This is a genomic window from Achromobacter sp. SLBN-14 (assembly GCF_006715415.1).
Classification (GTDB): Bacteria; Pseudomonadota; Gammaproteobacteria; order Burkholderiales; family Burkholderiaceae_B; genus Achromobacter; species Achromobacter mucicolens.
Map to the genome: position 1 here is coordinate 5,759,133 of NZ_VFNE01000001.1, position 25,445 is coordinate 5,784,577.

Here is a 25,445-nt window from a genome sequence, read left to right on the forward strand (position 1 = left end):
TCGCTACACGCCCGGACGGCGTGGTGGGGAACCGGACCATTACACCATCGCCCACCGCCGGCAGCCGCTGAAACCCTGATGATCGAACCCCCTTTTAATTAATTAATTCTTTAATTAGAATCCGCCGCATGGCTTCCGCATCCCCTCCTTCGTCCCCTCGCCGTCCCGGGCGTCCGCCGCGTCCGGACAACGCCACCGCGCGCGCCAATCTGCTGGATCTGGCCACGCAGCTGTTCGCCGCGCAGGGCGTGGCCGCCACCACGATCGCCAACATCGCGCAACGCGCGGGCGTCACGCCGGCGATGCTGCATTACTACTTCAAGAGCCGCGACCAATTGATCGACGCCGTGGTGCTGGAGCGGATCGTGCCCGTCATCGGCTATGTCTGGGCGCCCGTGCCGCTTGAGCCGGGTGGAGCCGCCGGTGGCCCGGCTGCTGATGGGCCGGCTGCTGATGGGCCGGCTGCTGGCGGCACGCCCGCGGCCCCCCTGCCCGATCCGGCGTCGGCGGCGCGAGGCTTCATCACGGAAATCGTGGGCCGCGTGGTCCAGAGCGCGACGGATAAGCCCTGGCTGCCCTCGCTGTGGATGCACGAAGTCGTCAACGAAGGCGGCCAGCTGCGCGATCGCGTGCTGCGCCATCTGCCATCGGACCGGCTTCAGGCGTTTGCCGGCCTGATTGCCGAATGCCAGCGGCGCGGCGCCATCACGCCGGGGGTGGAACCGCGCCTGGTGTTCCTGTCCATTCTGGGCATGACGCTGCTGCCGCTGGCCACGTCGAATTTATGGCGCCGCATCTGGCAGAACGACCCGGTGGCGCAGACCATCGACAACGACGCGATCGCGCGCCACGCGATCGCCATGCTGACCGGCGGCCTCTTTGCGCCCACCACGCCGCCAACCTCCTCGTCTTCAGGACGCTGACCATGCGCACCCTCCGCCTTCTGCCCGCTTCCCTGGCCTTGCTGACGCTTTTCGGCTGCGGCAACAACGACCAGGCCTTCTATCAGGGCTACGTGGAGGGCGACTACGTCTATGTGGCCTCGTCCGAGCCGGGGCGCCTGGACACGCTGGCGGTGCGGCGCGGCCAGCAGGTCGACGCCAACCAGCCGCTGTACACGCTGGACGCCACACGCGAAGCCGCCGCGCGCGATCAGGCCCAGGCCGAGCTGTCAGCGGCGCGCGCCCAACTGGAGGACATCGCCACCGGGAAGCGCCCCCCCGAAGTCGATGTCAGCCTGGCGCAATTGGCACAGGCGCAAGCGGCCAGCCGCCGGTCCGCCGCGCAGCTTGCCCGCGACAACGCGCAGTTCCGCATCGGCGGCATCCCGCGCTCTCAGCTGGACGACAGCCGCGAACAGGCGCAGTCGGACGCGGCGCGCGTGCGCGAACTGCAGGCGCAGGTCGAGGTGAACCGGCTGCCGGGGCGCGACGACGCGCGGCGCGCGCAGGCCTCGCAGGTGCAAGCCGCCGACGCCGCGCTGGCGCAAGCCGAATGGACGCTGGCCCAGAAACAGCTGGCCGCGCCGTCCGCGGGCCGGGTGTTCGACACGATGTACCGGGTGGGCGAATGGGTGCCCGCCGGCAGCCCGGTCGTCAGCCTGCTGCCGCCCGGCAACATCAAGGTGCGCTTTTTTGTGCCGGAGACGGTCGTCGGGTCGCTGAAGATCGGGCAGCAGGCCACGCTGCGCTGCGATGGCTGCGGCGATCCGATACCCGTGCGCATCGATTACGTATCGGATCAGGCCGAATACACGCCGCCCGTGATCTACAGCCGCGAAAGCCGCAGCAAGCTCGTGTACATGGTTGAAGCGCGCCCGGCTGCCGATGTGGCGGCGCGGCTGCATCCGGGCCAGCCGGTGGAGGCCACCCTGCCATGAGCACCCCCGGCTCCGCCACCAACGTCATCGACGTTCACGGCCTGAACAAGCACTTCGGCAACAAGCACGTCGTGAACGACGTGTCGCTGCAGGTGCGCGAGGGCGAAATCTTCGGCTTCCTGGGCCCCAACGGCAGCGGCAAGACAACTTGCATCCGCCTCATGTGCGGACTGCTCACGCCGGATTCGGGCAGCGGCACCTGCCTGGGCTACGACATCCTGCGCGACAGCGCCCAGATCAAGCGCAACGTGGGCTACATGACGCAGAAGTTCTCGTACTGGGAGGACCTGACCATCCGCGAGAACCTGGATTTCGTGGCGCGCATGTACGGCATGGACCAGCGCAAGGAGGCCGTTGACCGCGCGCTGCAGGATCTGGGGCTGCAAAGCCGCGCGGGGCAATTGACGGGATCCTTGTCCGGCGGGTGGAAGCAGCGGCTGGCGCTGGCCGCCTGCCTGCTGCACCAGCCAAGGCTGCTGCTGCTGGACGAGCCCACCGCCGGCGTGGACCCGACGGCCCGGCGCGATTTCTGGGAGCAGCTGCATGAACTGGCGGCGCGCGGCATCTCGGTGCTGGTCAGCACCCACTACATGGACGAGGCCGAACGCTGCCACAAGCTGGCCTACATTTCGTACGGCAAGCTGCTCACGCAGGGCACCGCCGACGAGGTCATCGCGGAACAGGACCTGACCACCTGGGCGATCCACGGCGCCAACCTGGTCCCGCTCGGCCAGCAGTTGCGCGGCGCGCCCGGGGTCGACCAGACGGTCGCTTTCGGGTCGGCGCTGCATGTCAGCGGCAAGGACGCGGCGCAGCTGGAAAGCACGCTGCGCGCGGCCATCGCGGGCCAGGACCTGCGGCTGGAACGCGTGGACACCAGCCTGGAAGATGTCTTCATCTATCTGATGAACCGGTCCACCGACAACTTTGCGAGCCAGCCATGACCGTGCGCCTGAACGGCTTTTCGTGGTCGCGCTGGTGGAGCATGGTGCTCAAGGAATTCCTGCAGCTGCGCCGCGACCGCATCACCTTCGGCATGATCGTCGGCCTGCCCATCATGCAGCTGGCGCTCTTCGGGTACGCCATCAATACCGACCCGCGCCAGATGCCCACCGCCATCATCGCCTCTGACCACAGCCCGTTCACGCGCAGCTTCATCGCGGCGATGCGTTCGTCGGACTACTTTCACATCGTCGAGGAACTGGACACCGAGGAAGCAGGCCGCGCCGCCCTGGCGCAGGGCCGCGTGCTGTTCGTCGTAACCATTCCGCCCGACTTCACCCGCAGCCTGTTGCGCGGCGAACGCCCCGCCCTGCTGATCGAGGCGGACGCCACCGACCCCATGGCCACCGGCATGGCGCTGGGCGCGGCCACCCAGCTCACCCAGGCGGTCGCGCAGAAGGACCTGACCGGGCCGCTGGCAAGCCTGGCGGGCGGCCAGCCGCCCTTCGACGTGCGCATCCACCAGCTCTACAACGAAGAACAGATCTCGCAATACAACACGGTGCCGGGGCTGATGGGCGTGATCCTGACCATGACGCTGGTGATGATGACCGGCCTGGCGATGACCCGCGAGCGAGAACGCGGCACCATGGAAAACCTGCTGGCGATGCCGGTGCGGCCGATCGAGGTGATGACAGGCAAGATCGTGCCGTACATTGCCATCGGCCTCATCCAGGCCAGCATCATTCTCGCGGCGGCGCATTTCGTGTTTCACGTGCCCATCATGGGCAGCCTGCTGTCCGTCTACCTGGCCGCGCTGCTCTTCGTCGCGGCCAACCTGACGGTCGGGATCACGCTGTCGTCGCTGGCGCAGAACCAGCTTCAGGCCATGCAGCTGACCATGTTCTATTTCCTGCCGAACATGCTGCTGTCGGGCTTCATGTTTCCGTTCCAGGGCATGCCGATGTGGGCGCAGCACCTGGGCAACCTGCTGCCGCTGACGTATTTCAACCGGCTGATCCGCGGCATCCTGCTCAAGGGCAACGGCTGGTGGGACCTGTGGCCCAACATCTGGCCGCTGATGCTGTTCACCGTCATCGTGATGACCGCCGCCGTGAAGTTCTACCGCCGCACCCTGGATTGATCCCATGCTCCGCGCCCGCCACCTGCCCGCTTCCCGCCCCCTGGCCGTCTCGGCGCTCTGCGCCCTGCTGACCGCCTGCGCGGTCGGTCCCGACTTCGACAAGCCGGCCGCGCCCGCCGTGTCGTCCTATACGCCCGGACAGGACGCGCTGCCGCCGGGACAGCAACGCCTGCAGGCGGGCGCCGACATCCCCGGGCAGTGGTGGCGGTTGTTCCAGTCGGAGCCGCTGGACCGGCTGGTGCGCCAGGCGCTAGACGCCAGCCCCACGCTGGATGAGGCACGCGCGCGGTTGCGGCAGGCGCAGGAAGACCTGGCCGCCGACACCGGCGGGCGCATGCTGCCCGCAGTGGACGGCAACCTGTCGGCAGCCCGCAAGAAGGTGGATCCGGCGGCCTATGGCGTGCCGGTCGCCGAGCCGCCCCCGCCCTTCACGCTCTACAACGCCTCCATCGACGTGTCCTATTCCCTGGATGTGTTCGGCGCCAACCGCCGCGCGCTGGAAAGCCTGGCCGCGCAAATGGATTACCAGGCCCACGAACTGCAGGCGGCACGCATGTCGCTGGCGGCCAACGTCGTCACCGCCGCCATCCGCCAGGCGGACCTGGCCGAGCGGCTGGCGGCCACGCGCGATCTGCTGGCCGCGCAGGTGAACCAGCAGGACATCATGCAGAAACGGCTGGAGGCGGGCGGCATCGCCCTGGCCGACCTGCGCAACCAGGAGCTGCTGGTCGCGCAGACGCGCGCCACCCTGCCGCCGCTGGAATACCAGCTGGCGCAGGTGACCCATCAGCTTGCGACCTACCTGGGCATGCCGCCCGCCAGCCTGCAGTCGCCCCCGCTGCGCCTGGCGGACCTGACGCTGCCGCCGGATGTGCCCACGGGCGTGCCCTCGGCGCTGACGCGCCAGCGGCCAGACATCCTGGCCGCCGAAGCCCTGTGGCACAAGGCATCGGCCGACGTGGGCGTTGCCACGGCCAACCTGTATCCGCAGTTCACGCTGACCGCCAGCTTCGGTTCCCAGCGCACGGGCGCGAACGAACTGGCCAATGGCGTGAATGTCTGGAATCTTGGCCTGGGCCTTGTCCAGCCGCTCTTTCACGGCGGCGAGCTGCGCGCGCGCAAGCGCTCGGCCGAAGCCGCGTATGATGCGGCCGCTGCGGCCTACCGCCAGACCGTGCTGGATGGTTTGCGCCAGGTGGCCGATGCGCTGCGCGCGCTGCAGACGGACGGCGAGGCCTTCGCGGCCTATGACGACGCCTGGCGCCGCGCGGACGACGCCGGACGCATCGCCGCGGGCCGCTACCAGGCCGGCGGCATCAGCCACCTGAGCCTGCTGGACAGCCAGCGGCAGGTGTTACAGACGCGGATTTCGCGCATCGAGGCCGACGCGGCGCGCTACACCGACACGGCGGCCTTGTTACAAGCGCTGGGCGGCGGATGGTGGAATGAGGCGGTTGCCGCCGTGCCGTGAGCCGCCAAAAGGCGATTCCCGCGCCCATGTCCGAGAATTCGGGTAGGAAAGTGTCGTTGAGCGCTTTTTGGAAAGCGGTGTAACCGTTGCATCATGCCTGTGCTCAAGCTGCATGATGTTTACACCGATTCATGAATGACCTATTAGACCTGATCGTCTTCGCTCCCGACGCCGGCCAGCGCGTGCGCCGCAGCGACGAACTGGCCGAAATGGGGTTCTCGCCGCGTCCTTGCGAAGACTCCAACGGACTGTTCCGCCTGTTCCAGGCCCGCCGCACCCCGCTGCTCGTGATGCAAGCCGAATTTACCGATCTCTGCATGGCCGTCGCAGGTCTGCGCGCCATGGACACCACCGCCGGCATCGTCGCCATTTCCGCCTTCGACACCCCCGAGAACCGCATCCTGGGCCTGCACTGCGGCGCCGACGCCTGCTTTTCGCCCGACGTCGCCACGGGCGAGATCGCGGCCGCCCTGCAGGCGCTTGTGCGCCGCGTGCCCACCGCAGCCAGCCGCCGAGCCCCCGAGGCCGAACCGCGCCCGGCCGTGGCCGCGGCGCCCGCCGAACCGACCGGCAAGTGGCAATTCCTGGACGCGGCCTGGACGCTCGTCAGCCCCCACGGCACGCGCCTGGCACTGACCCAGGCCGAACGCGACTTCCTGCTCAAGCTGACCGGCTCGCCCGACAAGCGCATGCCGCGCGGCGACCCGCCGGGCATCGATCCGCATTCCGGCCGCGAATCCGTCCGCCGCACGGACGTCGTCGTCAGCCGCCTGCGGCGCAAGGCTCAGGACGTGGACGTGGAATTGCCCATCCGTACCGTGTGGGGCTGGGGCTACGCATTCACCGGGGAAATCTAGCGCGCCGCGGGCGTATGATTTCGCGTACAAGGCCGACCCCCGGCCGCTTCTGCCCCGAGTCCCATGGAAGTCTTCGAACGCCTGCAAGCCCTGCTCATCCAGAACCAGGCCCGTTACCGCCTGCTTGAACATGCCGCGGCCGGGCGTTCCGTCGAGGTCGCCGCCATTCGCGGTACCGAGGTCAGCCAGGGCGCCAAGGCGCTGGTCTGCCGCGTAAAGATCTCTTCCAACCTGCGCAAGAACGTGCTGGCCGTCTTTCCCGCGGACAAGCAGGCCGACCTGGACGCCATTGCGCGGGCGGCCGGCGGCAAGAAGGCTTCGCTCGCGTCTCAGGACCTGGCGCGCGAATTGACCGGCTGCGAGATCGGCGCGATTCCGCCCTTCAGTTTCAATCCGGACCTGACGCTGCTGGTGGACCCCAGCCTGCGCGAACGCCACGCCGAAATCGTGTTCAACGCGGGTCGCCTGGACGCGTCCATCCTGCTGAACACCGACGACTACTTCCGCCTGGCCGCGCCCGAAGAGGCGCCGCTCATCAAGGCCTGACAGCCGCCCATGAGGCCACCTTGTCCCGTCCATCCGTAAGCCGCCTCGCGCACGCCTCGAACATGCGCTGGCTGATGAGCCTGGCGCACATGGAGCCGTCGCCGGTGAATCCGTGGGTGATGCTGCGCGCCGCGCTGGCCATCGGCCTGCCGACGGCGGTGGGCATGGCGCTTGACCAGGGCGCGGCGGCCGCGCTGGTGGCGCTGGGCGCGCTGCCCGCCATCACGGGCGACAACGGCGGCCCCTACCGCAACCGTGCGCTTTCGATCGGGTCCACGGTGCTCGGCGGCGCCTTGGGCTACCTGCTGGGCAACCTGATCGCCGGGCACGGCCTGTGGACCTCCGCGGCCATGATGGTGCTGGTCCTGGCGGCCAGCCTGGTCGGCACCTTCAACAACATCGCCGCCGTCGCCACGCTGCAATTTGCCACCTACGTCATCGTCGGCTCCAGCTTGACGTCCACGCTGCCCGCGTGGATGCCGCCGGTGCTGGTCGGCGCGGGCGGGCTGTTCGGCCTGGCGCTGACGCTGTCCGGGTGGGTGGTGAACCCCATCGCGCCGGAGCGGGCCGCGGTGGCGCAGGCCTACCGCAAGCTGGCGACGATGTTCGCGGCGATCGGCACTTCCCGGGTCATGGCCGCGCGCCGCGACATGGAAGCGGCCATGACCGCCGCCTATGACACCGTGCTGGCCGCGCGTGGCCGGTCGGCCGGCCCGACGCCGCGGCTGGCGCGCCTGGCCGCGCAGTTGCAGGCCTGCACGCCTCTCACCAATGCCGCGTTGACGCTGGCGCGCGCCGGCCGGGTATTGCCGCCCGAGTGCGCCCGCGTCATGAACCACGTGGCCGATCGGGTCGAAAACGATGCCGAACCGGACGCGCGCGACGACATTGCCGCCCTGCGCCGGGCCGGCATGCCGCAGCTGGCCGAGGCGCTGGAGCAGGTGCAACTGTTGCTGAACGGCGCCCGCGCCGCGCAGCCCGACGCCTTCGCGACGCTGCAACCCGCGCCCGCGCGTACGCCTTGGCGCGTGCTGGTCCGCACGTACCGGCCCGGGCCGACGACGGTGCGGTATCTCGTGCGTCTGGGGCTGTGCCTGCTTGCCGCCGAGGCTGTCGCCCTGGCGGCCGCGCTGCCGCGGTCCTACTGGGTGCCGCTCGTCGTCGTGGTGGTGTTCAAGCCCAACTTCGGGTCGGTGTTCGCGCGCGCCCTGCAAAGCTGCGCGGGCAGCGTGGTGGGCGTCGGCATCAGCGCCACCGTCCTCGCGCTGGATCGGGGCGGCCTTGCCAGCCTGCTGACGGTTGCCGCGCTGGCCGCGCTGCTGCCGTGGTCGATTCGGCGCAACTATGGGTTGTTTTCGGCCATCATGCTGCCCATCCTCATGCTGCTGATCGGCGCGCTGCAACCGGGAAGCTGGGCCATTGCGCTGGCCCGGCTGGTGGACGTGGGCGTCGCGGCGGCCATCGTATTGCTGGTGGGCTATCTGCCCTGGATCCGGATCGAACGCAGCAATCTGGACCATGCCGTGTCCTCGGCCACGTTCACGCTGGCGGCGTACCTGAACACGGTCTTTCAGGCCGATCCCGACAAGCGGCACGACCTGCGCGCCCGCGCCTACTCGCGCCTGTCGGACCTGCGCATCGCCCTGCAGCGCGGGCTGTCCGAGCCCCGGCTGGTCAGCCGCCGCGCGCTGGCCTGGTGGCCGGTCGAAGTGGCGCTGGAACGCGTGGCCAACGCCATCTCGGACACGGCCTGGTCGCTGCCCGACGGCCAGGCCGCGCCGCCCGCCGCCGAGGTCGCCCAACTGGCCGCCGCCCTGGATCGCATTGCCGCCGCCGTCGAACAGGGTCTGCCCGTGCCTGGCGATGCGATCTCGACGCCCGCGCCCGCGCTGCGGGACGTCGCCGCGCAGATCGAAGCCTTGCGCGCCACGCTGGCCGGACCCGACTTCACCGCCGCGCCCGGCCGCCCTGCCAATCCCTCCCCTCTTCATCAGGTCTGAATCATGTGTCTTGCCGTACTGGCCCTGCACTCCTTGCCCGGCATCCCCGTCCTGATCGCCGCGAACCGCGACGAGTTCCACGCGCGTCCCACCCTGCCCGCCGCGCAATGGCCGGACGCCCCGAACCTCTACGCCGGGCGCGACGGCCAGGCGGGCGGCACGTGGATGGGCGCGACGACCGAGGGGCGCTACGCGCTGGTCACCAACTTTCGCGAGCCCGGCCGGCATCTGGACGACGCGCCGTCGCGCGGCGCGCTGGTCGAGGACTTTCTGCGCGGCGCCATGACGCCGCAGGCGTATTTGGAAACGGTGCATGGCGTGGACCAGGCATATAACGGCTTCAACCTGATCGTGGGCGACGCCCGCCAGGCGTGGTACCTGAGCAACCGCGACGGCGGGCCGCGCGCGTTGGCCCCCGGCGTCTATGCCCTGTCCAATCACCTGCTGGACACGCCTTGGCCCAAGCTGGCGCGAACCAAGGCCGCGTTCACCGCCGTGCTGCACCACCAGCCGCAGCCGGACCTGCCCGCGCTGTTCGCCGCGCTCGCCGACCGCAGCCCGGCAGACGAAGCAGACCTGCCCGCCACCGGCCTGCCGCCGGACCGCGAACGCCTGCTGAGCAGCCCGTTCATCGTCAGCCCGACGTACGGCACGCGCAGCTCCAGCGTGATGGCGCTGCATGGCGACGGCGCCGGGCAGCTGGAGGAACGGCGCTTCGCGCCGGATGGCTCGGTCAGCGGCGTGAGCCAGTTGACGTTTAGCTGGCGGCAGGCCGGCGGCGTCTCCGCACGCGGCGCCTGATACAAACGGTTGATTTCCGAGGCGGACGGACGCGAACTCGCCTTGCGCGGTCAAGTCGAATCGTTGCAAGCTACCGCCGGGGGCAGCCACAACGCGCGGCCCCGCCGGTTTTCCTGCAGGAGAATTCCATGAACAAACGTTTTGAACGCTGCACGATGGCCGCCGCCATGGCCCTGGGCAGCATGGCCATTGCAGGCGTCCTGTCCACCGCCCAGGCAGGCATGCCGCCCGTGCAGCACCAGGGCACGGTGGAGTACGTCAGCGGCGGCATCGGCATCGACGAATCGGAAGCCATGAAGGCCGCGTCCAGCAGCTATCCGCTGGCGCTGACCTTTGCCGCCCAACGCGGCGGCAAGGCCGATTACGTGGCCGACGTGACCGTCGCCATTCGGGACGCCCAAGGCAAGGCCGTGCTGCAGACCACGTCGCAAGGCCCCTACATGCTGGTGAAGCTGCCTGCGGGCAGCTACAAGATATCGGCCACGTACGACGGCCAGGCGCAGGACCGTGAGGTCACGGTGCAAGGCACGGGTACCGCGCGCGCCATGTTCGAGTGGAAGTGATGCCGGGCAGCCGCGGCGCGTAACGCCGCGGCCAGTCTCATTGGGTCGTGCGCCGCAGGCTCAGACGCCCGAGAACAGAATTGCGATCACGAACCCCACGCCCGCCGCCCAGACCAGCGAGCGCAGCGCGCCCCAGTTCGCCAGGTACATTGCCAGGTATCCCAGCCGCGTGCCCAGCCAGCACGCCATCAGCGTGGCAACGTGCGCGGGCGGGGCCTGGTTGTACAGCGCGAACAACACCGCGGCGTAGAAAAACGGCAGCGCTTCGAATGTGTTGACCTGCGCGGCATTGGCCCGCGCCCGCCACCCTTCCTGCCGCGCCAGCCACGCGCGCGGATCGTTGTTGTCGAACTTCTTGCCGCCTGCCTTGGCGATGATCGTGCACACGAACGGCAGCAGCGCCGCGGCCAGCATCAACCACGCGATTGTCTTCATTCCTGACTCCATTGCTGGCGGCGCCATGTCCGCCTGATATGCGGGGCATGTGCCGCCGCTGCCGCATGGTCGCCTGAAATCACCGGCAAGGCAAAGCCGGCGCGGGCCCGCGCGTACACTCAGGCCTTCGCGATAGCCTCCCACCCGCCGATGCCGCACGTCATGCCGTGGTTTGCCCTGTTCCTGGCCGCCGCCCTCTTGTGGCCGCCTGGCACGCGCCGCTGGGCGCTAGCCCCCCTGGCGGTGGCGTGGGCCTGGGCATTGGCCGACGGCGTCGTCGATCCCGTGGCGCTGGCGGGGCCGGCACTGCTGCTTGCAGCGGCCGCGCTGGTGCGCGCCAGCGCGGGGCCGGTATCGCGCGCGGCCGGTCATGCGCTCTTCGTGGTCGTGGCCGTGCTGCTCTTTGCCCATCTGTTGCCCGGTTTTCACAACCTGCGCGTCATTGCGCCCGCGCCGCTCACGCCAGACGCGGTGCCGTTCGGCATGTACCTGAATATGGACAAGCCGCTCGTGGGGTTCTGGGTGGTGCTGGTGTTGGCCCCGCCGATGGCCGCGGCGCATGCGCGGCTGACCTTGCAGGCGGCGTTGCTGGCGTGCGCGGGTGCAGTGACGGCCTGCCTGGGCTTGGCGCTGGCGTTGGGGGTGGCGGGATGGGCGCCCAAGTGGCCCGCGTCCGGCTGGATCTGGCTGCTGAACAACGCCCTGCTCGTCACGCTGGCCGAAGAGGCGTTGTTTCGAGGATATGTGCAGGAGCGTCTGACGCAATGGTGGCGCCATCATCCGTGGGGCGCCTGGGCGGCGCTGGCCGTGGCGGCCGCGCTGTTCGGGCTGGCGCACTACGCCGGCGGGTGGCAGTGGATGCTGCTGGCGGCGCTGGCGGGGGTGGGATACGGCGTGGCCTACCGCTACGGCGGCCTGGCCGCCGCCGTGCTGGCGCATCTGGGGCTGAACGCGGCGCACTTCGGATGGTTTACCTATCCGATGCGCGCCGCGCTTTGAACATCAGGCCGCCATTGCCGGGTAGTCGGTATAGCCTTCCGGGCCCGAGGCGTAGAACGTGGCCGGGTTCGGCGTGTTGAGCGGCGCATTTTGCTGCAGACGCTCGGCCAGATCAGGCGTGGCGATGTACGGCACGCCAAACGCCACGGCATCGGCACGGCCGGCTGCCACGGCGGCCTCGGCGGTTTCGCGCGTGTAGCCTTCGTTGGCGATGAATACGCCGCCGAACTCGGCTTTCATCATCGGCGCCAGGCTGTCCGGACCTTCGTGTTCACGGGCACACAGGAAGGCGATGCCGCGCTTGCCCAGTTCACGCGCCACATAGCCGAACAGGCCGGGCAGATCCGAATCGCCCATGTCGTGGGCGTCCGCGCGCGGCGACAGATGCACGCCGACGCGGCCCGCGCCCCAGACCGCCACGCAGGCGTCGACCACTTCAAGCAGCAGGCGCGCGCGGTTTTCAATGGAGCCGCCGTACTGGTCGGTGCGATGGTTGGTGCTGTCCTGCAGGAACTGGTCCAGCAGGTAGCCGTTGGCGGCATGCACTTCGACGCCGTCGAAACCGGCTTCCATCGCCATCTGCGCGCCGTGGCGGTAAGCCTCGACCACGCCGGGGATCTCAGCGGTTTCCAGGGCGCGCGGCGTCACGTAGGCGCGCTTGGGACGGACATGGCTGACATGGCCCTTGGCCGCAATGGCGCTGGGTGCGACCGGCAGTTCGCCGTCCAGGAACATCGGGTCGGAAATGCGCCCCACGTGCCAGAGCTGCGCGACGATCACGCTGCCCTTGTCGTGCACCGCGGACGTCACCTTGCGCCAGCCCTTGACCTGTTCGGGCGACCACAGCCCCGGCGTATCCGCGTAGCCGACGCCCTGCGGCGTGACCGCGGTGGCTTCCGTGAGGATCATGCCGGCCCCGGCGCGCTGGGTGTAGTACTCGACCATCAGGTCATTCGGCACGCGGCCGGCGCTGGCGCGCTGACGGGTCAGCGGCGCCATCACGATGCGGTTGCGCAGCGTCAGGTCGCCGACTTTCAGCGGTTCAAACAACGGGTTCATGAAACATCCTTTCGTCCCGGCAATGGGGCGCTTGCGGGTATGGCAGACGGGCTACATATCCTGGTTCAACTGCCGCAGAAACGCGGCAATCACGGGTTCATTGCGACGAAAAAAGACCCACTGCCCCACCTTGGTCGCCGAAATCAGGCCGGCGCGCTGCAGCACGGCCAGATGCGACGACACCGTCGACTGGGACAGTCCGCAGCGATCATCGATATGGCCCGCGCACACCCCATGTTCAAAGGTATGGCCCGGGCGCTCCTCGAAATGGGCGTGCGGCGTCTTCAGCCAGGTCAGGATGTCGCGGCGGACCGGATTGGCGAGCGCCTTGAGGATGGCATCTGCGTCAATCGCCGGTTGCGTGGCGTCCTGCTCAGTGTGTGCGGAAGTTGCGGTCATATTGGTATATCGCAATTTATCGAATCATATATCGGGTTTAACCGATATATCGTCATGCCCCTATGGACTTCAAGGATTTTCGGCTATCCGCCGTCGTTCGGGCTTCAGGCTGTCCGCCCAGTCGCGGGCGACATCGCGCCGCGCGCGCCAGTTGATCAGCGCCGTCACGGCCATGGCGATGACCGCGCCCAGCGCCGCCAGCGCCATGTCTTTCTGCGCGTCCCAGATATCGCCCTGCGTGCCCAGGTACGCCGCGCCCAGGTCGCCGCCAAAGAACTCGGCAGCGCCCCACTCGATCAGTTCGTAGAGCGCCGAGGTCGACAGCGTGACGTCCATCGGCAGGAAGTACGCCCAGAACCCGCGCACCTCGGCCACGCGCAGAAAGATCTCGCGGATCGGGTAGGCCAGCAGCAGGCCGTACGAGAAATGCACGACGCGGTCGAAGTTGTTGCGCTCCCAGCCCAAGAGGCTGTTGAGCGTACGCCCGGTCAAGGCACGCCACCACTCGTCATACGGGACCAGGGAATACGTATAGTGCGCCCCGATCGTATGCAGGCACAGGAACAGGAAGATCAGCGTGTACGACACGCGCGAGAACACGAACGCGTGCCGCGTGGCAAAAAGCACGATGCCCAGGCCCAGCACCAGCGCATTTTCCAGCGCCCAGGCCGAGCGGTCGTGCGGGTCGATGGCCAGCAACGTCCAGATGACGGCAAACACGCCAGCCAGGGAGACGAGGTAACGGCGGCGCGCGTCGATCATGGCGGCCTCTATTCGCCCTGCACCCGGCCGCGCATCCGCTTGACCTCGCCGTGCAGCACCTTGCGCTGCACGCGCCGGCGCTGCGAGGCGCGCGTCGGCTTGGTGGCGCGGCGCGGCTTGTCCACCCGGATGGCCGACCGCACCAAGCCCACCAGGCGCTCGATGGCCTCGGCGCGGTTCTTTTCCTGGCTGCGGAACGACTGCGATTTGATGACGATCACGCCTTCCTTGGAGATGCGGTGGTCGTTCAGCGCGCACACGGCATCCTGCACCTCGAGCGGCAGGCGGGAAGCGCGCACATCGAAGCGCAGGTGGACGGCGCTGGAGACCTTGTTGACGTTCTGCCCGCCGGCGCCCTGGGCGCGGATCATGGTGAAGGTCAGGTCGCGCTCGTCGATGAATAGCGAGTCTTGGACGTGAAACATAGGCGGCAAGTCTACAGGGCCGGCAGGCTTCGCGCAGCAGGCACGGAGAACGGCGCGCCTGCGGATCCCGCGATTTTCCGGGCGCGGCGCACCCGCCTGCCGCCGGCAGCGAACCCGCGTGGCGCAGGGTCTTTCGGCGGATATCGGCCGCGCCAAGTAAAATGATGCGCTTTTGCTCGAATTTGGGGCGGCCAGCCGCCCGCATCCCCCATGACTTACTCCGCCAAAGAAATCTTCAAGACCTTGCAAGGCGAAGGCGCCCATGCAGGCCGCGCGGCGGTATTCTGCCGGTTCGCGGGCTGTAATCTGTGGTCCGGCCGCGAAAGCGACCGCGCCAGCGCCGCCTGCACCTTCTGCGACACCGACTTCATCGGCACCGACGGCGACGGCGGCGGCAAGTTCGCCACGGCGGATCTGCTGGCCGACGCCATTGCCGCGGCCTGGGGCCCCGGCGCCGACAACCGCTACGTGGTCTTCACGGGCGGCGAACCGCTGCTTCAACTGGACACGCCGCTGCTGGACGCCATCCACGCCCGCGGGTTCACCGTCGCCATCGAAACCAACGGCACGATCAAGCCGCCGGCCGGCGTGGACTGGATCTGCGTCAGCCCCAAGGGCACGGCCCCGGTCGTGGTCGAACGCGGCAACGAGCTCAAGCTGGTCTACCCGCAACTGAACGCCCTGCCCGACGCTTTCGCGCACCTCGATTTCGAACACTTTTTCCTGCAACCCATGGACGGTCCGGCGCGCGCAGCCAACACCGAGCAGGCCGTCCAGTACTGTATGCAGCATCCGCAATGGCGGCTCAGCCTGCAAACCCACAAATACATAGGCATTCCATGATTTACCCCCACGCCTCGCGGAGCGCACGATGATTTCCGTGACCCGCAGGCTCGAGTTCGACGCCGGCCACCGCATTCCCGACCACCGCAGCCAGTGCCGCAACCTGCACGGCCACCGCTATGTGCTGGAAATCACCCTGACGGGCGACGTGGTGCAGGCGCCCGGCGAGTCCGACAACGGTATGGTCATGGACTTCTCCGAGATCAAGCACATCGCCAAGACCCACATCGTGGACGTCTGGGACCACGCGTTCCTGGTCTTCGAAGGCGACACCGCCGTGCGCGGCTTCCTGGACACGCTGCCCGGTCACAAGACCGTTGTGCTGGACCGCATCCCCACCGCCGAAAACCTGGCCACCATCGTGTTTGAAACGCTGGCGCCGCACTACCACGGCCACTACGGCGCCGAACTGCGCCTGACGCGCGTGCGTCTGTACGAAACGCCGAACTGCTGGGCCGACTGCAACGGTTGATCCCTGAGGGGGTGGACGGGTGCCACCCCCAGTTTTCCACCCACGGAAAACCGCCCGGCTATTTTCCCAATTGAGAAAATCTATCGAGATAGTCGCCATTTTCAATCATTAGTAAGCTAATAGATAGGATACAATCGATTTCATGCTTACTCCTTCCGACTCCCAGCTCATGGCCACCACCGCCAACCTGATGGTGCTGTCGCGCGCCTATCGCGGCGCTGCCGACAAGGCGCTTGCCGACTACGGACTCTCCCAGGCAACCGCGTGGCCCGTCATCCTGGCCGGCCGACTTGGCGACGGTGTTCGCCAAGGCGCGCTGGCCGAAGCTTTGGGCGTTGAAGGCCCCTCTCTCGTGCGCGTGCTGGACCAGCTGGTGGCCGCCGGCCTGATGGAACGCCGCGAAGATCCCCACGACCGCCGCGCACGCACCCTGCATCTGACCGACGCCGGCCATGCGCTGCGCGCGCAGGTCGAAGACGTGCTGGTCGAACTGCGCCGCCGCGTCTTCCACGGTGTCAGCGAATCGGATCTGGAAGCTTGCCTGCGCGTTTTCGACGCCCTGAAGGTGTCGCTGGGCCGCAGCGGCGCCGGCGCGCAAGAGGACGCGCGGCCATGAAACTGCCGAACGTCCGCGAAACCCTCTTCTCGCTCAAGAGCTACCTGAGCGCCATCATGGCGCTCTATCTGGCTTACAGCATTGGTTTGCCGCGTCCGTTCTGGGCGATGACCACCGCCTATGTCGTGGCCCAGCCGTGGTCCGGCGCGGTGCGTTCCAAGGCCCTGTACCGCCTGATCGGCACCTTCGCCGGGTCGGCGGCCACCGTCTACATGGTGCCGCGCCTGTCGAACTCGCCCGTCGTCATGACCGGCGCGATGGTGCTGTGGGTGGGCGCCTGCCTGTACATGTCGGTGCTGGACCGCACGCCGCGGTCCTATCTGTTCATGCTGGCCGGCTACACCGCCGCCATGATCGGCTTTCCCAGCGTCACCGACCCGTCCCTGGTCTTTGACACGGCGCTCGCCCGCGTCGAGGAAATCAGCCTGGGCATCGTGTGCGCCACGCTGATCCACAGCATCGTCCTGCCGCGCGGCCTGGCGCCCGCGCTGACGCTGCAACTGGACAAGGCCGTGCGCGATGCGCGCAACTGGATGCACGACACGCTGAGCGGCAAGACCGCCGAACAGCGCGACAAGGACCGCCGCGTGCTGGCCAACGACATCACGCAGTTGCGCCTCTTGTCCACCCACGTTCCCTTTGACACCAGCAACCTGCGCTGGACCGCGGGCGCCGTGCGCGCCATGCAGGACCAGATCGCGGCGTTGACGCCGGCCGTGTCCGCCGTCGAAGACCGCATGCGTGCCTTGCAGGCAAACGGCCAGACGCTGCCCGAACCGGTGCAGGCGCTGCTGGCCGATATTTCGGAATGGATCAATGCCGGCGCGCAGGCCTCGCACGAAACCGCCGTCCAGCTGCGCGCCGCCGTCACCCGGCTGACGCCCGGGATCGACAGCCGCTCGACCTGGCGCGACGCGCTGCTGGCCAGCCTGATGACCCGCCTGCGCGAGCTGATCGACACCTATGACGAATGCCTGGCCCTGCGCCGCGACATCCGCGCGGGCTTGCAGGGCGCGCCGGTGCGCACCCCGCGCACGGCCCGCGATCCCAATGCGGCGCTGCATCGCGACCACGGGATGGCCCTGCTGTCGGCGCTGGCCGCCGGCCTGGCCATTTCGGTGTGCTGCCTTTTCTGGATCGGCACGGCATGGAGCAACGGCGCCACCGCCGCGCTGATGGCCGCGATCTTCAGCTGCTTTTTCGCCTCGCAGGACAATCCCGTGCCCGGCATCATGCAGTTCCTGACCTACACGGTGTATTCGATTCCACTGTCGGCGCTGTATCTGCTGGGCATCATGCCGGCCATTCATTCCTTCGAGATGCTGGCGCTGTCCATGCTGCCGACCGCGTTCGTGCTGGGCGTCTTCATTGCCCGCCCGGCCAGCACCGGCAAGGCCATGGCCATGCTGTTCGGATTTCTGGGCACCATGGCGCTGCAAGACACCAACACGGCCGACGTCGTGTCCTTCATCGACACGCAGGTCGCGCAGTGCATCGGCGTGGCCACCGCCGCAATCATCGCCGCCATCTTCCGCACGGTCAGCGCCGACTGGAGCGCGCGCCGCATTCAGGCCGCCAACTGGAAAGAGCTGGCGACGCTGGCCAGCGCGCCCCGCGCGCCGTCGCGCCACACCTATGCCGCCCGCATGCTGGACCGCATCGGCCTGTTGCAGCCGCGCCTGGCGCTGGCCAAGCGGCCCGACGACCTGGTGGCCGCCGATGCGCTGAAAGACTTGCGCGTGGGCCGCGACATCACCGAACTGCAGCGGGCCCGCCGCCATCTGCCGATGGCCGAATCCACGATCCAGCCGGTGCTCGACAGCCTGGCGCAGTTCTTCCGGCTGCGTTCGTCGGGACGCACGCAGGACAAGACGACCGAGTTCCTGGCGCAGATCGACCGCGCGCTATGCAGCGTGGCTGCCACGCCGCAGGGGCCCCACGCGCGCGACCGTGCCGTGGTGGCGCTGGTCGGCATCCGTCGCGCCTTCTTTCCCGACGCGCCCGACTTTAAACCCGCCCATCCCACGCTGGAGGGCCACGCATCATGATCGGCGAATTCAATCTCTACGGCATTTACTTCCCCTGGCTGCTCGTGCTGGGCGTCGTCACCCTGGGCGTGGCCTGGGCGGTGCGGCGCGTGCTGGCCCGCGCCGGGCTGTATCGCCTGGTGTGGCACCCCGCGCTCTTTGACCTGGCGCTCTTCGTGGTGCTGCTGTACGGCGTCTCCCTCATTTCCCCTTATTTTCTTCAGAGATAGGTATGAAACTCCCCAATGCCCTTCGCCCTGCTGCTATCGGCAAGTTCGCAGTGACGGCTGTTGTCGTCGCCGCCGCCGCTTACGCCGGCTGGCAGCTTTGGGATCACTATGAAGTCGAGCCCTGGACGCGCGATGGCCGAGTCAAGGCCTACGTGGTGCAGGTGGCGCCCGACGTGTCCGGCCTGGTGACAAGCGTGCCCGTGCACGACAACCAGGACGTGAAGGCCGGCGACCTGCTGTTCGAGATCGACCGCGCCCGCTTCCAGTTGGCGTATGACCAAGCCCAGGCCTCCGTTCGTTCGCAGCAGGTTGCACACGATCAGGCGCTGCGCGATGCCAAGCGCAACCGCTCGCTGGGCCAGCTGGTTGCGGCCGAAGCCGTCGAACAAAGCCAGACCAAGGTGCAGCAGACCGAAGCCGCCCTCGCCCAGGCGCAGGTGCAACTGAACACTGCCCGCCTGAACCTCGCGCGCAGCCGCGTCGTGGCTGCCAGCGATGGCCGCATCACCAACCTGGACCTGCGCGCCGGTTCGTACGCCACGGCCGGCCACGGCGTGATGGCGCTGGTGGACGCCGGGTCGTTCTACGTCGAAGGCTACTTCGAGGAAACCAAGCTGCCCGGCATCCACGAAGGCGACCCCGTCACCGTGACGCTGATGGGCGAATCGCGCCACATTCGCGGCCATGTGGAAAGCATTGCCATGGGCATCGCGGACCGCGACCGCAGCACCGGCGCGAACCTGCTTCCCAACGTGAACCCGACCTTCAATTGGGTCCGCCTCGCGCAGCGCATTCCGGTGCGCGTGAAGATCGACGACGTGCCCGAGGGCGTGCGGCTGGTCGCCGGCCAGACCGCCACCGTGTCGGTCGATGACCGCCCGGCCCAGGCCGCAGCCGCCGCGCCTCACGCTTCCTGACGCGGCCCGCACCGACCCTCATTCCGGAACCCTTGAATCCCTTATCGACGCCAAGCCGTACGTGCCATGAAAACCAGACTCCTCCTTCCGCTGACGCTGGCCCTCGCGCTGGCCGGATGCGCCGCCGTGGGCCCCGACTACCAGGTGCCGCGCGAGGCCGTGTCCCAGCGGCCGAGCGCGCAATCGTCCTTCGTACAAGCGCAGGAAGACGTGTACCGGCAAGAGGCGGTCCCTGGCCACTGGTGGCGTCTGTACAACGACCCGGTGCTGGACGGCCTGGTGGAAAAAGCCCTGGCCGCAAACACCGACTTGCGCGTGGCCAGCGCCAACCTTGAACGCGCCCAGGCCGCGGTGCAGGAAACGAAGGCCCAGCAGCAGCCGACGATCGGCGTGAATGCCTCGCCCACCTTCGGCCACGTCTCCGGTTTGCAGGAGCTTCAGCCCGGCATCGATCCGCCCAACCGCTGGTCCTACTCCACCGGCGCCAGCGTGTCGTATCAACTGGACCTGTTCGGCCAGATCCGCCGCGCAGTCGAAGCCTCTACTGACGACGCGCAGGCCGCGCAGGCCGCGTACGACGCCACCCGCGTCACGGTCGCGGCAGAGACCGCGCGCGCCTACGCCAACCTGTGCGCGGCGGGCATGCAGCTGGCCTCGGCGCAGCATTCCGTGCAGGTGCAGCGCGAATCGGTCGACGCCGTCAGCCGCCTGCAGCGTGCCGGCCGGGGCACCACGCTGGACGTCACGCGGGCGCGCAGCCAGCTTGAACAATTGCAGGCCAACCTGCCGCCGTTCCAGGCCCAGCAGCGCACGGCCCTGTATCGCCTGGCGGCGCTGACCGGCCAGACGCCCGGCGAGATCTCGCCCACGCTGCTGCAATGCGCCAGCGCGCCCAAGCTGACCGAAACCATCCCGGTGGGCGATGGCGCGCAGCTGCTGCGCCGCCGTCGCGACATCCGCCAGGCGGAACGCACCCTGGCCGCCTCCACGGCCCGTATCGGGGTCGCCACGGCCGACCTTTATCCCAAGATCACGCTGGGCCTGTCCGCCGCGTCGGGCGGTCCGGCCGCCATGTTTGGCGACCGCGGCACCTTCAGCTGGAGCGTGGGTCCGCTGATCTCCTGGACGGTGCCCAACACGGGCGCCGCGCAAGCGCGCATCGCCGAGGCCCAAGCCAACACCAAGGCCGCCGCCGCCCGCTTTGACGCGACCGTGCTCAATGCCTTGCGCGAAACCGAAAGCGCGCTGGTCGTCTACGCCCGCCAACTGGACCGCGACACCGCCCTGCGCGCGGCCCGCGACCAGAGTGCGGAAGCGGCCTCGCAGGCGCGGCGCCTGTTCCAGTACGGCAAGACGGACTACCTGACCGTGCTGGACGCCGAGCGCACGCTGGCCAGCAATGAAAGCGCGCTGGCGGCCTCGCAGGCGGAACTCTCCAGCGACCAGATCGCGGTGTTTCTGGCGCTGGGCGGAGGCTGGGAGCAGTAAACCGGCCGCAAAATCAATTCCATATTATGGGGATCGCATTGATTCCATAAAACCCGCGCCCCTAGAATCGTCCCGAACGCGATAACAACATCAAACGATTCGACAGCGCAGCCCCGACCCGACGGAGCCAGCGCTGTAGGACGGGGACAATTCATAATATGGAACATCCGGAAAATATCCGGGATGCGCGGGTGCTGGACAGCATCACCAAGCTGACGCAGGAGGACGCCGGGCGCGTCGTGATCGCCGGGTCGCACGGCGGCAGCTATGCCGCCTATTGCGCGGCACGGGGCGAGGTGCGTGCCGTCGTGCTGAACGACGCCGGCGTGGGCTGGCAGCGCGCCGGCATTGCGGGCCTGGACGACCTGCAACGTTGGGGCGTGCCCGCCGCCACCGCCAGCTACCGCAGCTGCCGCATCGGCGATGGCGCAGACATGGCGCGCCACGGCGTCATCAGCTTTGTGAACGCGCTTGCCCAGGACCTGGGCTGCGAGCCAGGCATGACCGTCTCCGAAGCCGCTGCGCGGCTCGCGCACGCCCAGCCCAACGCCAGCCGCCCCACCGCCATCAAGGAATCCCGCATCGTCATCAAGGCCGGCCCGGACGGCGCCCCGCTGGTGGTGGGCGCCGATTCCGTGTCGCTTGTGGACGCGCAGGACGACGGCCTCATCGCCGTCACCGCCTCTCACGGAGAACGGCTGGCCGGCCTGCAGTCCGATGGCGTCCGGGCCTCCCCGCGCCTGGTCACCTTCAACGACGCGGGCATGGGCAAGGACAGCGCCGGCATAGGACGCCTGCCCCTGCTGCAGCAGCGCGGCATCGCCGCATTGACCGTCTCGGCGCACACCGCCTGCATCGGCGACGCCCGTTCCTGCTACGAGGAAGGGACCATCTCTTCGGCCAACGCCCGCGCCCGCGACCTGGGCTGCCGCGTCGGCACACCGCTCAAAACCTTTATCGACGCCCTGCTTGCCGGGCGCGACACCCACTAGGAGCCTTACCCGCATGTCGGAAAAACTGGAAATCACCGGAGGCGAAGCCCTCGCCCGCATGTTTGCCGCGCACGAGGTCGGCCTGATGTTCGGCATGGGCGGCTTCCAGCTCCTGCCGTTCTACGACGCCGCGCGCCGCCTGAACCTGAATCACAACCTGATCAACGACGAGCGCTGCGCGGTGTTCGCGGCCGACGCCTACACCAAGGTCAGCGGCCGTCCGGGCGTGTGCGACGCGACCCTGGGCCCCGGCGCGACCAACCTGGTGACCGGCCTGGCCGAAGCCTACAACGCGGGCACGGCGCTGGTCGCGCTGGTCGGCGACTCGCACCGGATGCACTCGTGGAAGAACATGACCCAGGAGGCCCGGCAGTTGGAGGTGCTGCGCCCGGTCGTGAAAGACGTGCTGCGCGTGGAGATGATCGAACGCATTCCCGAGCTGGTGCGGCGCGCGTTTGCCGTGGCCACCAGCGGCCGCCCGGGCCCCGTGGTGCTGGACGTACCCGAAGACATCGCGCACGCCGTCCATGCCTTCGACGCCGACGACTTTTATTCCAGCCCCAACTACCGGCGCTCGCCCGCGCTGCGCTGCCGTCCGTCGGCCGACGACGTGGCGCAAGCGGCAAGCATGCTCGCGGGCGCCTCCCGCCCGCTGATGCTGTGCGGCGGCGGCGTGCACATCAGCGATGCCGCCGATACCGTCCAGGCCTTCGCACGCAAATTCGGCATTCCCGTGGCCCACACCATGAGCGGCAAGGGCGCGATCGCCTGCAGCGATCCGCTGAACGCGGGGCTTTTCGGCCGCTACAGCCGCATTGCCAATGACCTGATCGCCAAATCCGACTGCCTCTTTGTCGTCGGCTGCAAACTGGGCGAAGTGGCAACCCGCCGCTACGACCTGCTGGCCGCGGGCGCGCCGATCATCCATCTGGATATCGTGGCCGAGGAATTCGACCGCACCACCACGCCCGCCCTACGCCTGTGGGGCGACGTGCGTGCCACGCTGGAAGACCTGGACGCGCGCCTGGCCGCCCACGGCGCGCATGCCCGCCAGGACTACGTGGACGAGGTGGGCCAGGCCATGCACGCGTGGCGCGAATCGGTCAACGCAAAGCTGACATCCAGCGACCGCCCCGTCGGCATGGCGCGGCTGATGCATGAGATCAATGCCTCGCTGCCCGAGGACGGCATCCTGGTGGCCGACGGCGGCTTCGCCGCGCATTGGGGCGGGTTGCTGTTCGACACCAAGCGCGCCGGCCGCGGCTTTGTGCCCGACCGCGGCTTTGCGTCCATCGGCTACGGCATCCCCGGCGCGATCGGCGCGGCCGCGGCGGCCCCCGGCCGCCAGGTGGTCAGCCTGACCGGCGACGGCGGCTGCAATATGTCGCTGGGCGAACTGGAAACCGCGGTGCGCATGAAGCTCGCCTTCACGCTCGTGGTGGTCAATAACGCCGCGTCGGGTTACATCAAGGCGTTGCAGCACCTGATGTACGGCGCGGGCAACTACCAGTCGTCGGATCTGGTGGACACGAACTACGCCAACGTGGCGCGTGCGCTGGGCTGCAATGGCATCCGCGTCGAGGATCCCGCGGAATTGCCCGCCGCGCTGGCGCAGGCCTACGCCTGCAAGGACCGTCCCACCATTCTTGACGTGGTGGTCACGCGCGACCCCGCGCACATGCTGCCGGGCGTGGACAGCCGGGCGGCCAAGATCAAGCCGGGCGACCGCATCGCCTGAGGGCGGTGCGCATCGCCCGGTTCGACACACAAAACAATATCAAGCAAGGAGACAAACCTCATGAAGCGCAGAACCTGGATCAAGCTGGCGGCCGCCGCTGCAACCCTGTCGGTGGCGGGCGCCGCCGCGGCACAGGCCACCTACCCCGACCGTCCCATCCGCCTGATCGTGCCCTTCCCGCCGGGCGGCACCTCGGACGTGGTCGGACGCATCTTTGCCGAAGCGCTGGCCAAGCAGATCGGCCAGCCGGTTGTGGTGGAGAACCGCGGCGGCGCGGGCGGCACCGTGGGCAGCCGCGCCGTGGCCTCGGCCGCCCCGGACGGCTACACGCTGCTGCTGGGCACGTCCAGCACCAACGGCACCAACCCTGCCGTGTACAAGAACCTGCCCTACGACGCGGTGAAGGACTTCACGCCGGTCACGCAGATCATCCGCGTGCCTGGCGTGATCGTCGTGAACAAGAACTTCCCGGCCAAGGACTATGCGTCGTTCACCGCCCTGATCAAGGGCGCCCCGGGCAAGTATTCGTACGCCTCGTCCGGCAACGGCGGCGCCACCCACATGGCGATGGAGTATTACAAGTCGCTGTCGGGCCTGGACATGATGCACGTGCCCTATCGCGGCACCGGTCCCGCGCTCAATGACGTCATCGCCGGCCAGGTGCCCATCCTGTGGGATACGGCCGCGTCATCGATGGCGCACATCCAGTCGGGCAACCTGCGCCCGATCGTGGTGGCCGCCAAATCCCGCCTGCCGCAGTTGCCGGACGTGCCCACGTTCGCGGAAGTGGGTCTGCCGGACTACGACGCGGAAATGTGGAATGGCCTGCTGGCGCCCGCGGGCCTGCCCAAGGACGTGCTGGCCAAGCTGAACGACGCATCCCGCAAGGCGCTGGCGGACAAGGACGTGCAGGCCAAGTACGCGGGCGTGGGCGCGTATGTGGTCGCCGACAAGCCCGAGGAATTTGCCGCGATGATCCAGGGCGACGTGGCCAAGTGGAAGAAGGTCGCCGACTTTGCGCACATCTCGGCGGAATGACATGGGTCAGCGGCTGAAAGACAAGGTGGCGCTGGTGTTTGGCGCGGGCTCGTCCGGGCCGGGATGGGGCAATGGCAAGGCCGCGGCGGCCCTATACGCACGCGAAGGCGCGTGGGTATTTGCCGTGGACCTGCGGCCGGAGGCCGCCCGCGAAACCTGCGGCATCATCGAAGCCGAAGGCGGCCGCTGCCAGGCATTGACCGCCGACGTGACCGATTCCGGGCAGATCCAGGCGGCGGTCGCCGCCGTGCTGGCGGCTGCCGGGCGCATCGACGTGCTGCACAACAACGTGGGCATCACGGAAATGGGCGACCCCATCGAGGCCACCGAAGAGAGCTGGCATCGCGTGCTGGACACCAACCTGACCGGCGTGTTCCTGACCTGCAAGCATGTGCTGCCCGCCATGCTGGCGCAGGGCGCGGGCAGCATCGTCAACATCTCGTCGCTGGCCTCGATCCAGGTGAATTCCTATCCGTACACCTCTTACTACGCCGCCAAGGCCGGGTTGAACCACCTGACGCGGTCATTGGCCGTGCGTTACGCGCCGGACAATATCCGCGTGAATGCGGTGCTGCCCGGCGTCATCGACACCCCGTTGATCTACAAACAGATCGCGGGCCAGTTCGATGACGTCGAGGAAATGCGGCGGCGGCGCAATGCCGCCAGCCCCATGGGGCGGATGGGCGACGCCTGGGACGTGGCCCATGCCGCGCTGTTTCTGGCAAGCGACGAGGCCAAGTACATCACCGGCGTGTGCCTGCCGGTCGATGGCGGCAAGGCCTGCGCGGGACGCTAGCGCAAA

Annotated in this window: 27 protein-coding genes; 22 read left to right on the top strand and 5 right to left on the bottom strand. The window is 68.4% G+C overall.

Annotated elements, in window-relative coordinates; genetic code table 11:
• The first annotated feature begins 128 nt into the window (after positions 1 to 128).
• The 10 genes from FBY20_RS26400 (at position 129) to FBY20_RS26445 (ending at position 10,203) form a co-directional block, all read left to right on the top strand.
• Positions 129 to 923: a TetR/AcrR family transcriptional regulator gene (locus tag FBY20_RS26400; RefSeq protein WP_142055491.1), complete on the top strand. Its 795-nt coding sequence runs from the start codon at positions 129 to 131 to the stop codon at positions 921 to 923.
• A 2-nt stretch (positions 924 to 925) separates the two neighbouring features.
• Positions 926 to 1,879, top strand: coding sequence for an HlyD family secretion protein (locus FBY20_RS26405; RefSeq protein ID WP_142055493.1), 954 nt, complete (start codon positions 926 to 928; stop codon positions 1,877 to 1,879).
• The gene (locus FBY20_RS26410) at positions 1,876 to 2,823 is read left to right on the top strand and encodes an ABC transporter ATP-binding protein (RefSeq protein ID WP_142055495.1); all 948 of its coding nucleotides are present in this window, start codon (positions 1,876 to 1,878) and stop codon (positions 2,821 to 2,823) included. The genes FBY20_RS26405 and FBY20_RS26410 overlap by 4 nt, the downstream gene beginning before the upstream one ends.
• Positions 2,820 to 3,965 (top strand): ABC transporter permease, encoded by a 1,146-nt coding sequence (locus FBY20_RS26415; protein ID WP_056317228.1) that lies wholly within the window; start codon positions 2,820 to 2,822, stop codon positions 3,963 to 3,965. Before FBY20_RS26410 ends, FBY20_RS26415 begins: the two co-directional genes overlap by 4 nt.
• Positions 3,966 to 3,969: 4 nt before the next feature.
• Complete coding sequence (locus FBY20_RS26420; protein ID WP_142055497.1) at positions 3,970 to 5,436, top strand: efflux transporter outer membrane subunit; 1,467 nt, start codon at positions 3,970 to 3,972, stop codon at positions 5,434 to 5,436.
• A gap of 131 nt (positions 5,437 to 5,567) precedes the next feature.
• Positions 5,568 to 6,293, top strand: coding sequence for a response regulator transcription factor (locus FBY20_RS26425; protein WP_142055498.1), 726 nt, complete (start codon positions 5,568 to 5,570; stop codon positions 6,291 to 6,293).
• A gap of 63 nt (positions 6,294 to 6,356) precedes the next feature.
• Positions 6,357 to 6,839: a YbaK/prolyl-tRNA synthetase associated domain-containing protein gene (locus FBY20_RS26430; protein WP_056317222.1), complete on the top strand. Its 483-nt coding sequence runs from the start codon at positions 6,357 to 6,359 to the stop codon at positions 6,837 to 6,839.
• A 20-nt stretch (positions 6,840 to 6,859) separates the two neighbouring features.
• Entirely contained in the window at positions 6,860 to 8,839 is a 1,980-nt protein-coding gene (locus tag FBY20_RS26435) for an FUSC family protein (protein WP_255452508.1), read from the top strand.
• Positions 8,840 to 8,842: 3 nt separating this feature from the next.
• Entirely contained in the window at positions 8,843 to 9,640 is a 798-nt protein-coding gene (locus FBY20_RS26440; RefSeq protein WP_142055500.1) for an NRDE family protein, read from the top strand.
• 128 nt (positions 9,641 to 9,768) lie between these two features.
• Positions 9,769 to 10,203 (top strand): carboxypeptidase-like regulatory domain-containing protein, encoded by a 435-nt coding sequence (locus FBY20_RS26445; protein WP_142055502.1) that lies wholly within the window; start codon positions 9,769 to 9,771, stop codon positions 10,201 to 10,203.
• A gap of 60 nt (positions 10,204 to 10,263) precedes the next feature.
• On the opposite strand, the gene FBY20_RS26450 is transcribed toward FBY20_RS26445, so the two are convergent.
• Positions 10,264 to 10,638 (bottom strand): MAPEG family protein, encoded by a 375-nt coding sequence (locus FBY20_RS26450; protein WP_142055504.1) that lies wholly within the window; start codon positions 10,636 to 10,638, stop codon positions 10,264 to 10,266.
• A 162-nt stretch (positions 10,639 to 10,800) separates the two neighbouring features.
• Here FBY20_RS26450 and FBY20_RS26455 point away from each other — a divergent pair, with 162 nt between their 5' ends.
• Entirely contained in the window at positions 10,801 to 11,637 is an 837-nt protein-coding gene (locus tag FBY20_RS26455; protein WP_255452510.1) for a CPBP family intramembrane glutamic endopeptidase, read from the top strand.
• Positions 11,638 to 11,640: 3 nt separating this feature from the next.
• On the opposite strand, the gene FBY20_RS26460 is transcribed toward FBY20_RS26455, so the two are convergent.
• The 4 genes from FBY20_RS26460 to arfB all read right to left on the bottom strand — a co-directional run bounded on the left by FBY20_RS26460 (position 11,641) and on the right by arfB (position 14,282).
• On the bottom strand, positions 11,641 to 12,696 hold the full coding sequence (locus FBY20_RS26460; RefSeq protein WP_142055507.1) for an alkene reductase: 1,056 nt from the start codon (positions 12,694 to 12,696) through the stop codon (positions 11,641 to 11,643).
• 51 nt (positions 12,697 to 12,747) lie between these two features.
• Positions 12,748 to 13,095 (bottom strand): helix-turn-helix transcriptional regulator, encoded by a 348-nt coding sequence (locus FBY20_RS26465; RefSeq protein ID WP_142055509.1) that lies wholly within the window; start codon positions 13,093 to 13,095, stop codon positions 12,748 to 12,750.
• 69 nt (positions 13,096 to 13,164) lie between these two features.
• Positions 13,165 to 13,857 carry a DUF2238 domain-containing protein gene (locus FBY20_RS26470; RefSeq protein WP_142055511.1) on the bottom strand — a complete coding sequence of 231 codons (693 nt, stop codon included), beginning with the start codon at positions 13,855 to 13,857 and terminating at the stop codon, positions 13,165 to 13,167.
• Positions 13,858 to 13,865: 8 nt separating this feature from the next.
• The gene (gene arfB / locus FBY20_RS26475) at positions 13,866 to 14,282 is read right to left on the bottom strand and encodes an alternative ribosome rescue aminoacyl-tRNA hydrolase ArfB (RefSeq protein ID WP_056317197.1); all 417 of its coding nucleotides are present in this window, start codon (positions 14,280 to 14,282) and stop codon (positions 13,866 to 13,868) included.
• Between the two features lie 210 nt (positions 14,283 to 14,492).
• On the opposite strand from arfB, the gene queE reads away from it, so the two are divergent.
• The 11 genes from queE (at position 14,493) to FBY20_RS26530 (ending at position 25,439) form a co-directional block, all read left to right on the top strand.
• On the top strand, positions 14,493 to 15,125 hold the full coding sequence (queE, locus tag FBY20_RS26480; RefSeq protein ID WP_056317195.1) for a 7-carboxy-7-deazaguanine synthase: 633 nt from the start codon (positions 14,493 to 14,495) through the stop codon (positions 15,123 to 15,125).
• 28 nt (positions 15,126 to 15,153) lie between these two features.
• Complete coding sequence (gene queD / locus FBY20_RS26485; RefSeq protein WP_056317193.1) at positions 15,154 to 15,597, top strand: 6-carboxytetrahydropterin synthase QueD; 444 nt, start codon at positions 15,154 to 15,156, stop codon at positions 15,595 to 15,597.
• Positions 15,598 to 15,739: 142 nt separating this feature from the next.
• Complete coding sequence (locus FBY20_RS26490) at positions 15,740 to 16,213, top strand: MarR family winged helix-turn-helix transcriptional regulator (RefSeq protein WP_056317190.1); 474 nt, start codon at positions 15,740 to 15,742, stop codon at positions 16,211 to 16,213.
• Positions 16,210 to 18,261 carry an FUSC family protein gene (locus tag FBY20_RS26495; RefSeq protein ID WP_056317186.1) on the top strand — a complete coding sequence of 684 codons (2,052 nt, stop codon included), beginning with the start codon at positions 16,210 to 16,212 and terminating at the stop codon, positions 18,259 to 18,261. Before FBY20_RS26490 ends, FBY20_RS26495 begins: the two co-directional genes overlap by 4 nt.
• On the top strand, positions 18,258 to 18,470 hold the full coding sequence (locus FBY20_RS26500) for a DUF1656 domain-containing protein (RefSeq protein ID WP_025140452.1): 213 nt from the start codon (positions 18,258 to 18,260) through the stop codon (positions 18,468 to 18,470). Before FBY20_RS26495 ends, FBY20_RS26500 begins: the two co-directional genes overlap by 4 nt.
• A gap of 2 nt (positions 18,471 to 18,472) precedes the next feature.
• Positions 18,473 to 19,387: an HlyD family secretion protein gene (locus FBY20_RS26505; protein WP_062841517.1), complete on the top strand. Its 915-nt coding sequence runs from the start codon at positions 18,473 to 18,475 to the stop codon at positions 19,385 to 19,387.
• Between the two features lie 66 nt (positions 19,388 to 19,453).
• Positions 19,454 to 20,875, top strand: coding sequence for an efflux transporter outer membrane subunit (locus tag FBY20_RS26510; RefSeq protein WP_142055513.1), 1,422 nt, complete (start codon positions 19,454 to 19,456; stop codon positions 20,873 to 20,875).
• A gap of 158 nt (positions 20,876 to 21,033) precedes the next feature.
• Positions 21,034 to 21,867, top strand: a complete 834-nt coding sequence (locus FBY20_RS26515) for a hypothetical protein (protein WP_056317177.1) — start codon at positions 21,034 to 21,036, stop codon at positions 21,865 to 21,867.
• A 13-nt stretch (positions 21,868 to 21,880) separates the two neighbouring features.
• Positions 21,881 to 23,605 (top strand): thiamine pyrophosphate-binding protein, encoded by a 1,725-nt coding sequence (locus FBY20_RS26520; RefSeq protein WP_142055515.1) that lies wholly within the window; start codon positions 21,881 to 21,883, stop codon positions 23,603 to 23,605.
• 60 nt (positions 23,606 to 23,665) lie between these two features.
• A complete protein-coding gene (locus FBY20_RS26525; protein ID WP_142055517.1) occupies positions 23,666 to 24,643 on the top strand; it encodes a tripartite tricarboxylate transporter substrate binding protein in 978 nt (325 codons plus the stop codon).
• A 1-nt stretch (position 24,644) separates the two neighbouring features.
• Positions 24,645 to 25,439 carry an SDR family NAD(P)-dependent oxidoreductase gene (locus FBY20_RS26530; RefSeq protein ID WP_062841522.1) on the top strand — a complete coding sequence of 265 codons (795 nt, stop codon included), beginning with the start codon at positions 24,645 to 24,647 and terminating at the stop codon, positions 25,437 to 25,439.
• Positions 25,440 to 25,445 lie beyond the last annotated feature (6 nt).